Genomic DNA, 15,563 nt, shown 5'->3' with positions numbered 1-15,563 from the left:
CGCGATAAAAACTTAAGGAACCCGTAATGAGTACAATTCGTCAGCAAGACTTCATTGATAGCATTGAAGATGCATTGCAATACATTTCTTTTTATCACCCTCTCGATTTCGTACAAGCCTTAGAAAAAGCTTACAACAAAGAGCAAAGCAAAGCGGCAAAAGATGCCATTGCGCAAATTTTAATTAACTCTCGTATGTCTGCTGAAGGTAAACGTCCACTGTGCCAAGATACAGGTATCATTACTTGTTTCGTAAAAGTAGGTATGGATGTTAAGTGGGATAAAACAGACATGACTGTTCAGCAAATGGTTGATGAAGGTACACGTCGCGCATACTTAAACCCAGATAACCCATTACGTGCATCAATTGTTGCAGACCCTGCTGGCACGCGTAAAAACACCAAAGACAATACTCCATCAGTTGTTCATATCGACTTAGTGCCAGGCGCTGAAGTAGAAGTAATGGTGGCAGCGAAGGGCGGCGGCTCAGAAAATAAAACGAAAATGGTTATGCTTAACCCATCTGATGATGTGGCTGCATGGGTTGAAAAAACATTACCAACAATGGGTGCGGGCTGGTGTCCACCTGGCATGCTAGGTATAGGTATTGGTGGTACTGCAGAAAAAGCTGCGGTACTTGCTAAAGAATCATTAATGGATCCGGTTGATATTCACGAGCTTATTGAGCGCGGCGCAGAAACAACAGAAGAAAAAATGCGTATCGATATCTTCGAACGTGCTAATAAATTAGGTATTGGTGCACAAGGCCTAGGTGGTTTAACAACCGTAGTTGATGTGAAAGTTAAAACGGCACCGACTCACGCAGCATCAAAACCAGTGGTTATGATCCCGAACTGTGCGGCAACTCGTCACGTTCACTTCACATTAGATGGTTCAGGCCCAGCTGATCTTAAAGCGCCTAAACTTGAAGATTGGCCAGAAGTTACATTTGAAGTAGGTGAAGGTACACGTCGTGTTGATTTAAACACACTGACTAAAGAAGACACGCAAGAATGGAAGATGGGTGAAACGGTTCTTCTGTCTGGTACTATCTTAACGGGTCGTGATGCCGCGCATAAACGTTTACAAGATATGATCCAATCAGGTGAAGGTTTACCTGAAGGCGTTGATTTTGATAACAAGTTTATCTACTACGTTGGCCCTGTAGATGCAGTGGGTGATGAAGCTGTAGGTCCTGCTGGCCCTACAACTGCGACTCGTATGGATAAATTCACTGATATGATGTTAGAAAAAACGGGCATCATCGGTATGATTGGTAAAGCAGAGCGTGGTCCTGCAACAGTTGAATCAATCAAAAACAATAAATCTATCTACTTAATGGCAGTAGGTGGTGCAGCTTACCTTGTATCTAAAGCAATCAAGAAAGCACGTGTTGTTGCGTTCGAAGATTTAGGTATGGAAGCAATCTACGAGTTTGAAGTAGAAGATATGCCAGTAACGGTTGCTGTTGATAGTGAAGGCGCCAATGCGCATACGCAAGGTCCTGCTATTTGGAAAGCAAAAATCGAAGAACTTGATGGCAAATTAAAGTAACCATCTTGCAACTCTCTTGAAAAAACGGCGCACCTGCGCCGTTTTTTTTCAGCTCTGACCAGTCTCAGCTATTTCTCTAACATCTCTTTAAAAGCCGATTTTAATTGGCTTTATCGGCACATTCTTCTTGTCACTTTTTCTTTACGCTATACTTTACCTTTACGTTCACGTAATAAAGTTTGTAATGTTAATATTTTGTTTTGAATTAACAATGCTTAATGCGTACATTGATTGGTATATTTTTTCCATAAAGTGTTAGTTTTTGAGTTGTTATTTCGGCTTGAGAACTTTGCTTAGTTTTATCATCTCATTTAGTGGCAAGGGAGCAAACGAAGTGATAAAGTCTCGGCACTTTCAGCGCTCACACCCCTTAGGGTAAGAAAATTTCGGAGTATTTAACTGTGGCTGTATTTAATAAAGTCGACTTTGATAACCACGAGCAAGTGGTGTTTTGTTCAGATAAAGAATCAGGCCTAAAAGCTATTATCGCGGTTCACAATACCAAGTTAGGTCCAGCGGTTGGTGGTTGCAGAATGTGGAACTACACAACTGATGAAGATGCTGTTACTGATGCACTTCGTTTATCAAAAGGTATGACCTACAAAAATGCTGTGGCACGTTTACCATTTGGTGGCGGTAAGTCAGTGATCATCGGTAATGCTAAAGAAATTAAATCAGAGCAACTTTTCCGTGCATTTGGTCGCCAGTTAGAGCGTTTAAGCGGTAGCTACTATTCAGCTGAAGATGTAAACATCACTTGTGATGATGTGGCTATCATGAATAAAGAAACTAACTATGTATTAGGCCTTGAAGGTAAAAGTGGTAACCCTTCACCGTTCACAGCATATGGTACATTCTTAGGTATTAAAGCCGCTTTACAACATCAACGAGGTCATCAAGATCTTGCTGGTATCAAAGTAGCCGTGCAAGGTTTAGGTGCAGTAGCATATGGCCTTTGTAAACACCTACATGAAGCGGGCGCAACATTATTTGTAACAGATATCAACGAACAAGCTGTTGAGCGTGTTGTAAATGACTTCAATGCAACGGCTGTGGGTATTGATGAAATCTACGACTTAGATGTTGATGTGTATGCACCATGTGCACTTGGCGCAACGGTAAATGACACGACTATCCCGCGTTTAAAAGCAACAATTATTGCTGGTTGTGCGAATAACCAATTAGCAGAGTCTCGTCACGGTGAGATCATCCGCGAAAAAGGTATCTTATATGCACCAGATTACGTAATTAACGCAGGTGGTATCATCAACGTTTATTACGAAACGGCACCAGAAGGTTATAGTGCAGAAGCATCAACGAAACACGTTGAAGGCATTTTTGATACGCTAACAGAAATCTTTGCTCGCTCTGAAAAAGAGCAGAAGTCGACGCATTTAATTGCCGATGAACTCGCATTAGAAATCATCGAAAACGGCTTATAATTTAGTAAATCGATAAATTTACAGGTAAAAAGGTGCGCAAGTCGCACCTTTTTTGTCTCTGTTATTTATCGCATCAAGGTGACGAAGTCACGCAGGCTAGGTAAACTCGGCTTTTAAATCTCGAGGGCACCTAATGAAAACTCCATCTTGTGAAATTACACCTATCGATCTAGCTACTTGGCCTCGCAAACAGCATTTCGCTTTTTTCAAAGAATTTTCTCTGCCATATTTTAATGTATGTGTTTCACTCGACATGGCGGCTCTTTACAACAAGTGCAAAGCAGAACCGTATTCCTTCTTTCACAGCTATATTTACCTAACACTTGAAGCATGTCATGACTATGCACCAATGCGCCACCGTATTATTGATTCGTTGCCGGTACAACTGTCATCGGTAAGAGGAAGTGTGGTCGAGCTTGCAGAAGATGAAACATTTCGCTTTAGTTATTTTGAAAAACAAGCGTCGATGGCAGACTTTTCAAAACACGCTATTGCTGTGGGTAAAACAAGTAAAGCAAAACCATTTTTCTCTGATGCATTTGCTGCAACAGAAGGGCAGCCTGACCTTATTCATATCTCAGTACTTCCATGGTTAAACTTTAGCGGCTTCTCGCATGCTGTAAGTGAGGGGCATGGTCTTGGTATTCCTAAGTTTGTGTTTGGTCAATATGATTCACAAACTGGCAAGATGCCGCTTTCAATCGATGTGCATCATGCTTTGATGGATGGCTTGCATGTGGCGCGATTTGTGAAAATACTGCAAGAAAAAATTACGAATTTTTGTAATTGATTGTTGCTAAATGTCATTAAAGTGAGTAAAAATTGCAACTAATGTAGTATTATCTGAAGTTAGGGATGACTTTGGCTTCACAGAGCTACATCACTGAATAGAACGATAATAAATATCAGGGTTTTAGTTTTATGGTGCGGGTAGTTAGTTGTATTTTTCTTTTCTTGTGTTTCAGCGCTTTTGCTGATTCTGCACGCCTCTCTTTAAGTGATTATTTTACAGAGACTTGGAGCACTCGCGCCGGCCTTCCTCACAATAGCATTAATGGCGTTACGCAAACCAAAGATGGTTACATTTGGATAGCGACCTGGGAAGGGCTTGCCCGTTTTAATGGTCGTGAGTTTAAACTTTTTACTCGAACAGAAATTCCTGGCTTACCTGATTCTGGCTTACGTAGCCTGATCCCGATGGATAATGGTGATTTATATATCGTGGGTGCCCGTGGCGGTATTGCGCTTCGCTCACAAGGGGGATGGCGAGCATTACCAAGTTCATCAGCCATGGTTAACCATGCACTTGTTACTGAACAAGGTGAGCTATGGCTGGCACTTGAAGGGCAAGGCATTGTTTACCGCGCTTCTGAAACTGCCACTGAGCAAAAACTGCTTGATAAGCTAAGCGCATACCGTCTTTTACAAGACAAAACAGGGACTATTTGGGCTGCGACCAGTGATGGTCTTTATCAAATAAAGAATAAGCAAGTTAGTAAGGTCAGTGAAGACTCTGGGCTCCCTAATGCCTCTGTGTTTACCTTATTACTTACTCATTCGGGCACTTTAATTGTCGGCACTGAAAAAGGCGCATGGCAAAAGAAAAACGATAAGTTTGTTGCTATTAATCCTGTCCTTAACAACGAATCAATTGCTAGCTTACTCGAAGATGCGCAGGGCGATTTGTGGTTTGGTACCATCAATAAAGGGGTGTTCAGACTCAGTAGTTTAGGCCTTGAAAACTTAGCGGCAGATGATGGCTTACCCAACAACCGTATTTTATCTTTACTGCAAGACCGCGAAAAAAGTATTTGGGTTGGCACTAATGCCGGGTTATTCCGCTTGCGTGAAGCACCATTTACTAATTGGAGTGAAAGCCGTGGGCTTGCATCTGACTATGTGCGTACCGTGTTATCGCATTCTGATGGCAGCTTGTGGGTGGGTAGCAGTAATGGCTTAAATCGCATTGAAAATGGCAAGCTTACAACCCTTACTCAAGCCTATGAAAAAGACCCACTATCCGTTTTAAGTTTAACCGAGGATAAGCAAGGTGGTGTTTGGTTAGGTACTTACACTGCCGGTTTGATGAAAGTAGTTAATGGGCAAATTTACCCAGTAAAAAACCGCAATAATGGCCTGAACAGTAACGAAGTTCGTGCTGTGTTGTTCGATAAAGCAGATAACTTATGGATTGGCACCGCCGGTGGTTTAACCAAAATAGACCCTGCTGGGCAAACCGAATTATTCACCACCGAAGATGGCTTAATTGGTGATTTTATTATGGCCCTTGTTGAGGATGACCATGGCAGGTTATGGGTCGGCACGGGAGTGGGTGTGTCCATTTATGACCCAGCGACAAAGCAGTTTAAAACACTCGAGTTTCCAAAGCAGTTCAGCACTGAATATGCATTCGGCTTTTACTTAGATGGCTATAAAATGTGGCTTGCGACCGATAGAGGTCTCGTTCGTTACAATCTCAGTACAGATAAAATGAGTTTGTTTGGTCGAGACCAAGGTTTACCGGTCGATAAGCTATTCCAAGTCATAGAGCAAGGTGATTCATTGTGGCTGACCAGTAACCGCGGTGTTATTCAAGTGAACAAAGCTCAGCTAGTTGCACTTTTAGATAACCCTGAAAAAGTTCAACCAATGAGCGTTTCGATGCAGCTTTATGATGAAGGCGATGGCATGCTAAGCGCGCAAGCGAATGGCGGTTCAAACCCTGCTGCTGTACTTCATTCAGATGGTCAAGTATGGGTTGCAACAGCCAAAGGCGTCGCTATTGCGACACCAGAGCGCTTAAAAGAAGCCAGTAAACGACGATTATCGACGGTTATTGAAAGCTTTGAAGTCGATGGCAAACCCATGACTTTACCTGTTGGTAATGAGGTTTTGAGCTTACCTGCTGGTGTTTCTCGTGTTTCGTTTAACTACGCTGGGCTAAGTTTTATCATGCCTGGGCGGTTAAATTACCAAACTCAACTAAGTGGTTACAATCAACAATGGGTAGACAGGGGGCGCTTGGCCATTACCGAGTACACCAATTTACCACCAGGTAAATATACCTTTAAAGTGCGTGCAGGTTACCCAAATAGTGACTGGCAAAATAATGAGCAAGTTCTGCGTTTTAAAATTGCCCCTTATTTTTGGCAAAAAACCAGCTTTAAGTTATTTGTCTTAGTTGCTGTGCTTTTTGCTGCTTATGCCATTTATAAATACCGCTTATATCATTACAAGCGCATTGAAATTGAGTTAACGGAAAAAGTTGAACAGCAAATGCATGATTTGCAAACGCAAGCCGATGCCTTTGCTCATTTAGCGAATCATGACCAATTAACGCAATTACCGAATAGACGTGCTTTCGATATGTGGCTGTCTGAAAACTTTAGTCAGTTCCAACGTGATAATAAAACGCTCAGTATTGCCATTATGGATATTGATCACTTCAAACTGATTAATGACAATTTCTCGCACTTAATTGGTGATAAAGTGATTTGTGAAATTGCTCGTTTGCTGCGTATGAATTTCCCTGATGAAGGCTATGCGGCGCGTTGGGGGGGTGAAGAATTTACCCTGTTGTTCCCATACAAAAATGCTGAAGAAGCCGCAAGATTGTGTGAAATTATCCGTTTAGAGATAGCGGGTTACGATTTCTCAGAATTAGCAGATAGTCTTTCTGTCACGGTAAGTTTTGGTGTAGCAGATAACGCGCAAGTTGCTGATTATGACCGCTTGCTATCACATGCCGATAACGCTTTATACAATGCGAAGAATAACGGTCGAAACCAAATTTTTATTTATAATCAAGGCTGTATTACGCTCGATTAATCAGCTTTTCAAATAAAAATGTGTGTAAACAATTGATCTTTTTTTGTTTGCACACATTAAAGTATCAAGATTGTTTTTTAGGCGATAGTAATGCTTAACCTGGTTTTGATACTTTTTTTAATAATTTTTGTTGTGTGTTACTGGCGCTGGGACGATATCCGTAATCACTTTTGGCAGAAAAAATACCTTAATAACTCCCTCAATGTTCAGCAAAAAAATCTGCTGTTAAAATATATGCCTATCTACCGAAAGATGACGGATGCCGATCGTGAAAAGCTGGAGCGTCACATCGTTTGGTTTTTAAATGAAAAACGCTTTATTGGTTGTGATGGTCTTAAGCTTAATGATGCAATGAAGCTGATTGTAGCGGCAGATGCCTGTGTTTTAGTGCTTAATAAACCGTGGCCATTGTATCGTAATGTAAAAGAGATCCTTTTATACCCAAGCGCGTATTATGCCCCGCAAACTTCTCGTGATAATGCTGGGCTTGTCAGTTATCACAATACCGTGCGTCAAGGTGAATCATGGCCTGGTGGAACCTTGGTATTGAGTTGGCATGATGTCCTTGAGGGGAACCGCTTACCAAGTGATGGTCATAATTTGGTATTTCATGAATTTGCCCATCAGCTCGACCAAGAAACCGGTAAAACCACGGGTACACCACTGCTTTCGAGTAACGAAGATTACCAAAAGTGGGCAAAAGTATTTAGCCGCGCGTTTAATCAACTCAAAACCCATTTAGCTTATGGCATGCCTCATGTTATTCATAGCTATGGCGCGACCAATGAGGCAGAGTTTTTTGCTGTTATCACCGAAACCTTCTTAGAAAAACCCGCTGAGCTAAGACAGTTTGACCCAGAAATTTATCATTTACTGGTTGGCTTTTATCAGTTTGATCCGATTGCGTGGCATTAGTCGACTATTTACGTCTGTTTAACACGAATCACTGGAATCTTGCTATGCTATTTGGTGCAATCTTAAAAGTGTGCATATAAGCAAAACAATAAAAAGTGAGATTTCAATGAAGAAAATGCTTCATACAGCGCTCGCTGTATCTATTTCACTTGCTCTAACTGGGCAAGTGGCGGCAGCTGAGCAATCAAATGACGACAAATGGCAGGTGGACGCACCAAAAGGCCAATTCCTAGACGCTAAAATTAGTGTTGAGCAGGGCACGTGGATGAACGTAGATATTAGCCCTGATGGTAAAACAGTGGTGTTTGACCTACTCGGCGATATTTATACCATGCCAATGTCGGGTGGCACTGCAACGCAATTAACCAGTGATATTGCATGGCAAATGCAACCACGCTTTAGCCCTGATGGTAAGCACATTGCGTTTACTTCAGACCAAGGTGGTGGCGACAATATTTGGGTTATGGATTTAAACGGTGAAAACCAAAAAGCTGTAACGAACGAAACATTTCGTTTGTTAAATAGCCCAGCTTGGAGCCCTGATGGTGACTACTTAGTTGCGCGTAAGCACTTTACTGCAAGCCGCTCTTTAGGTGCTGGTGAAGTATGGCTTTACCACAAAGCGGGTGGTAAAGGTGTGCAACTAACTGCACGCGAAAACGACCAAAAAGACTTAGGCGAGCCAATGTTCTCACCGGATGGTCGTTATGTTTATTTTTCTCATGATGCAACGCCGGGTAAAACATTCCATTACTCTAAAGATTCTGTAGCGGGTATTTATAAAATTAAACGCTATGACCGTGAAACCGGTGAGATTGAAACAATTATAGATGGTATGGGTGGGGCTATTCGACCAACACCTTCACCAGATGGTAAAAAGCTTGCGTATATTAAGCGCGATGATTTCCAAACAAGCTTGTACTTATATGATCTTCACACCGGTGAGCATACCAAGCTGTATGGCGAGCTTGAGCGTGATATGCAAGAGACATGGGCAATTCATGGCGTATACCCAACAATTGCTTGGACACCAGATAACGAACAGCTGGTCTTTTGGGCGGGTGGTACCATTCATAAGCTAGATGTAGATGATAAGTCTGTCTCGACTATTCCATTTAAAGTTGAGACCAATAAGCAAATTCAAAAAGCGGTGCGTTTTACACAAAACATCGATAGCGATAATTTTGATGTGAAAATGCTGCGCAATGTACAAATTTCACCGGATGGTGAAACGGCTATTTTTGAAGCGCTAGGTCATATTTATAAACGTGATTTAGAGTCTGGCAAAGTAAAGCGCCTGACTAAGCAAGACGACCACTTTGAATTATTCCCGCAGTTCTCTCGTGATGGTAAGAAGGTTGTTTACACCACATGGGATGATAACGAACAGGGCTCAGTACGTGTTGTATCTGCGCGCAGTGGCCGTGGCGATACCATTACTAAAGAGCCGGGTAAATATGTAGAGCCAACTTTCAGCCCTGATGGCAAAACAGTTGTTTACCGTAAAGCGTCTGGCGGCAGTATCCTTAACCCAACATGGTCATTAGAGCCAGGCATTTACTCAGTAAGTGCTAAAGGTGGTAAAGCGACGCTAATCACTAAATCAGGATATCAGCCACAATTTGGTGCAGCGAATGACCGTATTTATGTGATGAGCCCTTGGCCGAAACCAACATTAAGTGTTGTTGAGCTTGAATCAAAGCAAGTTCGTAAACTTTACGAATCAGAACATGCTACAGAGTTTAGAGTATCACCAGATGGCCAATACTTAGCGTTTGCAGAGCGTTTTAAAGTATTTGTTACGCCATTTGTTGAGCGTGGCAAAACCATTAATATTGGCCCGAAAGATAGCCAATTCCCAATTGAGCAGCTTTCTGTTCGCGCGGGTGAAAACATCAGCTGGAGTGGCACAAGCGATAAACTTTATTGGAGCTTAGGCCCAGAGTTATATCATGCAAGCTTAGCGGGTTTATTTGATATTAACCAAAATGCAGAGACTGACTTTAAAGTTAAAAGCGGCGATAACATAGGTTTTACAAAAACCATGGCGGAGCCTAAATCAATCTTTGCGTTAACTGGTGCGCGTATTATCACCATGAACGGTGAGCAGGTCATTGAAAACGGCGTTATTGTTACTGATGGTAAGCATATTAAAGCGGTTGGTAGTAAAGACAGTGTTGCTATTCCTAAAGGCGCAGAAGTAATTGATGTAACTGGCAAGACAATTATGCCGGGTATTGTTGATGCGCATGCGCACGGCTCACAAGGCAGCGATGAGATCATTCCACAGCAAAACTGGAAGAACTTAGCGGGCTTAGCGTTAGGCGTGACAACGATTCACGATCCATCAAACGACACCACAGAGATTTTTGCTGCAAGCGAAATGCAAAAAGCAGGCATGATTGTCGGCCCTCGTATTTTCTCAACGGGTACCATTTTATATGGTGCAAATATGCCAGGTTATACATCGCATATTGACTCGTTAGAAGATGCTAAATTCCACCTTGAGCGTTTAAAGAAAGTAGGTGCGTTTAGTGTTAAATCATATAACCAACCTCGTCGTGAACAGCGCCAGCAAGTTATTGAAGCAGGTCGTGAACTTGAAATGATGGTTGTGCCAGAAGGCGGTTCATTGCTGCAGCACAACTTAACTATGGTAGTTGATGGTCATACGGGTATTGAACACTCAATTCCTGTTGCCAATATTTACGATGATATTCGCCAGCTTTGGTCTCAAAGCGATGTGGGTTATACGCCGACACTGGGTGTAGCTTACGGTGGTATTTGGGGTGAAAATTATTGGTACGACAAGACAGATGTGTGGAATCACCCACGCTTAAGTAAGTTTGTACCAAAGAATCAGCTTTTACCTCGCTCAATGCGTCGTGTTAAGGCGCCCGATCATCACTATAACCACTTTAACAACGCCCGTGTTGCTAAAGAGCTGCAAGACTTAGGTGTTTTAGTAAACCTTGGTGCTCACGGTCAACGTGAAGGTTTAGCGGCACATTGGGAAATTTGGATGTTTGCGCAAGGTGGTATGACACCACTTGAAGCTATTCGTGCAGCAACCTTAGATCCTGCTAAATACATTGGCCTTGATAACAACATCGGTTCTCTTGAGCCGGGTAAACTTGCCGATTTAATTGTTATTGACGGGAACCCGCTAACTAACATTCGTGATACAGATAAAATCGATTACACCATGATCAATGGTCGACTATTTGATGCTGCCACCATGAATGAAGTGGGTGAGAAAAAACGCGAAAAGTTATATTTTGAAAAAATCTAACATAGCGTAAATCTAAACTGAAAGCGGCCATTGCGCCGCTTTTTTATTGTTAATTTATTGTTTTAAATGAGGAAAATGTTTAATTTCAACTAGTTTTGCTTGGCAGATCATGCCCTCTACAAGCGTCATCAAATAGTGGCTGTGCGAGTCTAGCTGCGAACTTTCCATGTTATTACACGCTGATAAACGCTGTTTAATTAACTGCTGTACTGCCATTTTATGCTCTTTGCAGGCTTGATTTATCGGGCTTGTAGGATCAGCAAACTCAGCGGCAGTGTTAATAAATAAACAGCCATTAAAATCACCTAACTCAGTCACTTCAGAATTAAACCAAGCTTCATGGCAGCTGATCAAAGCGACTTTAAATTCTTCAACAGTAGTTAGCTTGCTGGTGGCATGCGTTAACCAATTTAAAAACCTGTTATGTCGCTCACTAAGGCACGCTAATAATAACTCATCTTTACTTGCGAAATGATGGTACATGGTTTTTTTGGCGACACCCGCCACACTAATAATTTCGTTTATTCCCACACTATGAATGCCTTTTTGATAAAAAAGTGACAGGGCGGTCAAAATAATATGTGTTCGTTTATCCATAACAAGGTCTCATTAGGTGACTAATGATAGCTTGACAGAAGTAGACCAACTTGTCTACCATTTGCTGGTAGACAAATCGGTCTACCTATTGGAGGTTTTATGGAGAATAAAGTAAGCAAGGCGGCCATTGCGGGTATATTTGCTTGTATGGCAATTTTTGTATTGGCCTATTTACAGCAATTAGGAAGTTATGGGGTGTGGTTGATGGCCCCATTAGGGGCAACTGCGGTGCTGGTATTTGGTGTGCCACACAGCCCTTTAGCTAAAGCGAAGAATGTTATTGGTGGGCACTTTTTAACTGCACTAATCGGCGTTGTTTTTGTAAATTATGTCGGAGTAGGGCCTGTTGAAATTGCTATAGCTACAGGGTTGGCAATTAGCCTAATGATGTTGACAGATACCGTACATCCCGCAGCAGGCGCAAACCCAATTTTGATAATGCAATCTATGCAAAGCTGGGACTTTTTAGTGATGCCTGTATTGATTGGAACCGTATTTATAGTGTTGTTTGGCCATGTTAGCCAATGGGTTATAACTAGCCAAATGAACAGCCATAAAAAAACCGCTAACGAGTAGCGGTTTTTAAAATTGCTAAGTGTAATTTGATTACACAACACCACGCGGTAAACGACAATCGTGGTCTTTTTCAGCTAGGTTAACAATCCAAAGCTCTTCAGCTTTGTAACCGTCATCGTTTGCTGTAACAACAGTGAACGATGCTTTCTTAGCTGTTTTAGCCGGTGCAGCGGTTTTAGTTTTGGTTTTTTTCGCTGGTGCTTTAGGTGCTTCTTCTGCTTTAGGCTCAGCTGTTTTACCAGAAGTGAGCTCTTCAGTCAGCGCTGCAACATCAGCAAGGCGCATATTTTTGCCACCGTCGATGCTATACCAACCAGGTTTTGTTGTGATTTCAGGTTTCTTACCATTCGCTGCTTCGTATGCTGCTTCGAAGGCATTTAACACTTCTGTTTTGTCTAGTTTGCTCATCAGAGACCCTATACGTTGTAAACACAGATTAAGAATATATATTTATACCTATTTTCAGCTTACTTTTCAATTTTTTGCGATTTTCCTTCCATTTTTCACTCATAAACGCCAAAATTTGCACAAAATAGAGGGTTGAAGGACGATTTTTATATGCAACGCAAACAATTTACTCAATTATTAAACGACATTCTTAAACCTGATTCTATCGCTGACTTTTGCCCAAATGGCTTACAAGTTGAAGGTGCGAGCGAAGTAAAAAAGATAGTGACGGGTGTCACCGCTAGCCAAGCATTGATTGATGCCGCTATTGCAGAAAATGCAGATACTATTTTGGTACACCATGGTTATTTCTGGAAAGGGGAATCGCAGCCAATCACGGGCATGAAAAAGCGCCGTATTGCAGCGCTTTTAAATAATGATATTAACTTATATGGCTATCATTTACCGCTAGATATACACCCTGAAATTGGTAATAACGCGCAACTGGCTAAGTTACTCGATATTGAGTTCACAGGTGGGCTTGAATCTGGCCCAAATAGTGTGCCGGTAAAAGGCCGTTTAAAAACACCTTTAAGTGGTGAAGAATTTACCGCCAAAATAACCCAAGTACTTGACCGTGCACCATTAACTAGTTTGGTAAGAAAAGAGAAAATCGAAACCATCGCTTGGTGCACAGGTGGCGGACAAGGGTATATTGATTTAGCGGCAGCTCAAGGTATTGATGCTTATCTTACAGGTGAAGCCTCTGAGCAAACGATTCATAGTTCACGCGAGCAAAGTATCGACTTTTTTGCAGCAGGGCACCATGCGACTGAGCGTTATGGCATCAAAGCCTTAGGCGAGCTTTTAGCTCAGCAGCATGGTTTTGATGTAACGTTTATCGATATCGACAATCCAGTCTGATGTTCTACAGCGCCTCTGGATCAACCCAGCGGCGCACACTCACCCATGCACTGCCAATTTTCTCATGCGCTACTCTGGTCACTGCAACAAGTACTGCAATGTTAGGTATAAACTGTTTGTACGTTGGATACTGACTAAAATCTTGAAAGTCGGTTGCCGCTGGGATCACATCAATGCCTTGTGCATTAAATAAGTCTTTAGCTCGCGGCATGTGGCTCGCTGAGGTGACGAGGGCAGTTTTTTTATCGACTAAATAAATGGCAAGTCGTTTCGCCTCTTCTGCGGTGTCCATGGCGAGAGGGTTTTGTTTAATTCTCGTTGCAGAAATACCTAACGCTTTTGCTGTCTCAAACATGAGCTGGCTATTGGTGGTATTAGCAAAGCCGCCTCCTGATACATAAAGGGTGGCATTTGGATAGTGATGGGCAAGCTTAACACCTTCAAGTAATCGAGCAAGCGCGCAATCGCCTAACTGGTGGTTTGCTTGAAGGCGCGAGTTGGGCATTATTGAGCAGCCAAGTACCACAATGTTATCGAGTTTAGGGTGTTTCGCTTGGTTAAATTGCCAAGCTGGGTTATTGCTTGCAGCTATCAGTGATTGACCAATAAATGGCGTGCTTATCAGCATTAAAGTTAAAATACTAACAAAGCCAAAATAGAGTGCTTTGCGTTTATGTGCAATGGCTAAAAATACCATCACTAAAGTAAGAAGCCCGAGCAAAGGCAGGGGCATTAATAATGAGCCAATGATCTTTTTAATTTCAAACATGTATCAACACTATTGTTTGTAACAGATGCAGCTATGTTAGTTATTTTGCCTAGCTTTAGCGACCGTTATTTTGCTTACATGTATTTAAAAAGTGGCGATAAACTGGGTTATCTTTCATATTCTTTTTCATCGCTAAATACATAGGGCGAGTAAGGCCTAGTGCACCTAACGGAATAGACTTAATGAGCCCTTGGCTTTCATAGGGGGTGACTAGCCAGTCTGGTAATGCTGCAACCCCCATACCTGCACTCACTAATTGAAATATCAATAAGCCTTGGTCAACCGTTTTAAGCGTGCCATCAAAGCGTGCATTTTGAATAAAATGTTTAAAGATGTCTTGGCGCTCACGGGGAATAGGGTACGAAATAATTGTTTCGTTCTTTAAATCAAGGGCGGTGACATAGGCTTTTTTAGCCAACTCATGATCCGGTGCAACGATTAGTTTCAATTTAAAATCAAACAGGTGAGCATACTCAAGTTGATCGGGTTCACGAATATCAGAAGTCAGCACTAGATCTAATTCATCATTAATTAAATCTGGAATGGCGTCGTAACTAAAGCCGCGCTCGTAATCAATTTTAATATCAGGCCAAAAATTATTAAATTCTTTGATGGTTGGGAGCAACCAATGAAAGCAGGCATGACACTCAACGCTTAAACGTAAATTTGAGATTGGCTGGTTAAGGCTTTCTTTTAACCGACATTTTGTTGCCTCAACACGAGGTAATACTTCATTAGCAAGCTCCAGAAGTAGCATACCTTGCGGAGTAAAACGCACAGGCTGTGTTTTACGTTCGAACAGCTGGCAATCTAACTTATTCTCGAGATCTTTAATTTGATGCGATAAAGCCGATTGAGTTAAAAACAACTCACGGGCGGTATTGACCAAAGAGCCTGTTTCTTTAAGGGTCGCTATGGTTTTTAGGTGCTTTATATCAATCATCTTTAAAAAATCTCATGGAAAATGTGAGTCTAACTCAGATTACGAACATACTACGCCTTAGAATTTATTTTTTCAACGTCTAGACGTCTAAAACCTGCAGTTATTTTAACTGCTTTTTTACAATACGCCTTTTGATAAATAATTGACAGCGTTGTCATGTGGTTTTTTGTAGTTTAACTATGAAATTCCATGAATTTACCTCAAGTTGAAACTTGAAGTTTAAATCGTGATACAGCTTGCGATTAGTAATTTGATTTTTAATTAAAATTACTGAGAGTAGGGTTTAGTTTTTTGCTAAGATATTATTTTTTAAGGTGTTATTATCTTCTATTAGGTG

The 15,563-nt window shown here is 41.7% G+C and carries 12 protein-coding genes; 8 read left to right on the top strand and 4 right to left on the bottom strand.

The genetic code is table 11. The annotated features are described in order from the left end of the window. Nucleotides 1-26 precede the first annotated feature (26 nt). From L1D51_RS03050 to L1D51_RS03025, 6 genes are all read left to right on the top strand, one after another. Nucleotides 27-1,553 carry a fumarate hydratase gene (locus tag L1D51_RS03050; protein WP_054551614.1) on the top strand — a complete coding sequence of 509 codons (1,527 nt, stop codon included), beginning with the start codon at nt 27-29 and terminating at the stop codon, nt 1,551-1,553. 401 nt (nt 1,554-1,954) lie between these two features. Beyond that, the gene (locus tag L1D51_RS03045) at nt 1,955-2,995 is read left to right on the top strand and encodes a Leu/Phe/Val dehydrogenase (protein ID WP_054561789.1); all 1,041 of its coding nucleotides are present in this window, start codon (nt 1,955-1,957) and stop codon (nt 2,993-2,995) included. Between the two features lie 133 nt (nt 2,996-3,128). Beyond that, on the top strand, nt 3,129-3,785 hold the full coding sequence (locus L1D51_RS03040; protein ID WP_275669111.1) for a CatA-like O-acetyltransferase: 657 nt from the start codon (nt 3,129-3,131) through the stop codon (nt 3,783-3,785). A gap of 131 nt (nt 3,786-3,916) precedes the next feature. Continuing rightward, complete coding sequence (locus tag L1D51_RS03035) at nt 3,917-6,823, top strand: two-component regulator propeller domain-containing protein (protein ID WP_239962582.1); 2,907 nt, start codon at nt 3,917-3,919, stop codon at nt 6,821-6,823. 90 nt (nt 6,824-6,913) lie between these two features. Next, entirely contained in the window at nt 6,914-7,738 is an 825-nt protein-coding gene (locus tag L1D51_RS03030; RefSeq protein WP_054551610.1) for a M90 family metallopeptidase, read from the top strand. Between the two features lie 106 nt (nt 7,739-7,844). Next, entirely contained in the window at nt 7,845-11,030 is a 3,186-nt protein-coding gene (locus tag L1D51_RS03025; RefSeq protein ID WP_055196870.1) for an amidohydrolase family protein, read from the top strand. A 54-nt stretch (nt 11,031-11,084) separates the two neighbouring features. Here the strand turns inward: L1D51_RS03025 and L1D51_RS03020 are convergent, their stop codons facing one another. Then, the gene (locus L1D51_RS03020) at nt 11,085-11,627 is read right to left on the bottom strand and encodes a TetR/AcrR family transcriptional regulator (protein WP_055196867.1); all 543 of its coding nucleotides are present in this window, start codon (nt 11,625-11,627) and stop codon (nt 11,085-11,087) included. Nucleotides 11,628-11,726: 99 nt separating this feature from the next. On the opposite strand from L1D51_RS03020, the gene L1D51_RS03015 reads away from it, so the two are divergent. Then, entirely contained in the window at nt 11,727-12,203 is a 477-nt protein-coding gene (locus L1D51_RS03015; protein WP_054561784.1) for an HPP family protein, read from the top strand. 30 nt (nt 12,204-12,233) lie between these two features. Here L1D51_RS03015 and L1D51_RS03010 read toward each other — a convergent pair whose 3' ends face one another. After that, nucleotides 12,234-12,611, bottom strand: a complete 378-nt coding sequence (locus tag L1D51_RS03010; protein ID WP_054561783.1) for a hypothetical protein — start codon at nt 12,609-12,611, stop codon at nt 12,234-12,236. A gap of 150 nt (nt 12,612-12,761) precedes the next feature. Between L1D51_RS03010 and L1D51_RS03005 the strand changes: the two genes are divergently transcribed. After that, complete coding sequence (locus L1D51_RS03005) at nt 12,762-13,514, top strand: Nif3-like dinuclear metal center hexameric protein (protein ID WP_055196862.1); 753 nt, start codon at nt 12,762-12,764, stop codon at nt 13,512-13,514. 4 nt (nt 13,515-13,518) lie between these two features. Here L1D51_RS03005 and L1D51_RS03000 read toward each other — a convergent pair whose 3' ends face one another. Together L1D51_RS03000 and L1D51_RS02995 are read right to left on the bottom strand one after the other, a co-directional pair. Further along, a complete protein-coding gene (locus L1D51_RS03000; protein ID WP_239962571.1) occupies nt 13,519-14,283 on the bottom strand; it encodes a YdcF family protein in 765 nt (254 codons plus the stop codon). A gap of 55 nt (nt 14,284-14,338) precedes the next feature. Next, on the bottom strand, nt 14,339-15,226 hold the full coding sequence (locus L1D51_RS02995) for a LysR substrate-binding domain-containing protein (RefSeq protein WP_054551603.1): 888 nt from the start codon (nt 15,224-15,226) through the stop codon (nt 14,339-14,341). Nucleotides 15,227-15,563: the final 337 nt, after the last annotated feature.

The sequence above is a fragment of the Pseudoalteromonas shioyasakiensis genome (genome assembly GCF_022398475.1).
In the GTDB taxonomy this organism is placed as follows: Bacteria; Pseudomonadota; Gammaproteobacteria; order Enterobacterales; family Alteromonadaceae; genus Pseudoalteromonas.
Note: the sequence above shows the minus strand (reverse complement) of the source record. Positions and strands in the feature narration are given on the sequence as shown.

Excerpts from the sequence above, each read along its gene's own strand:
- L1D51_RS03050 (WP_054551614.1), top strand. The coding sequence starts at position 27 with ATGAGTACAATTCGTCAGCAAGACTTCATTGATAGCATTGAAGATGCA.
- L1D51_RS03040 (WP_275669111.1), top strand. The coding sequence starts at position 3,129 with ATGAAAACTCCATCTTGTGAAATTACACCTATCGATCTAGCTACTTGG.
- L1D51_RS03035 (WP_239962582.1), top strand. The coding sequence starts at position 3,917 with ATGGTGCGGGTAGTTAGTTGTATTTTTCTTTTCTTGTGTTTCAGCGCT.
- L1D51_RS03030 (WP_054551610.1), top strand. The coding sequence starts at position 6,914 with ATGCTTAACCTGGTTTTGATACTTTTTTTAATAATTTTTGTTGTGTGT.
- L1D51_RS03025 (WP_055196870.1), top strand. The coding sequence starts at position 7,845 with ATGAAGAAAATGCTTCATACAGCGCTCGCTGTATCTATTTCACTTGCT.
- L1D51_RS03020 (WP_055196867.1), bottom strand. The coding sequence starts at position 11,627 with ATGGATAAACGAACACATATTATTTTGACCGCCCTGTCACTTTTTTAT.
- L1D51_RS03015 (WP_054561784.1), top strand. The coding sequence starts at position 11,727 with ATGGAGAATAAAGTAAGCAAGGCGGCCATTGCGGGTATATTTGCTTGT.
- L1D51_RS03010 (WP_054561783.1), bottom strand. The coding sequence starts at position 12,611 with ATGAGCAAACTAGACAAAACAGAAGTGTTAAATGCCTTCGAAGCAGCA.
- L1D51_RS03005 (WP_055196862.1), top strand. The coding sequence starts at position 12,762 with ATGCAACGCAAACAATTTACTCAATTATTAAACGACATTCTTAAACCT.
- L1D51_RS03000 (WP_239962571.1), bottom strand. The coding sequence starts at position 14,283 with ATGTTTGAAATTAAAAAGATCATTGGCTCATTATTAATGCCCCTGCCT.
- L1D51_RS02995 (WP_054551603.1), bottom strand. The coding sequence starts at position 15,226 with ATGATTGATATAAAGCACCTAAAAACCATAGCGACCCTTAAAGAAACA.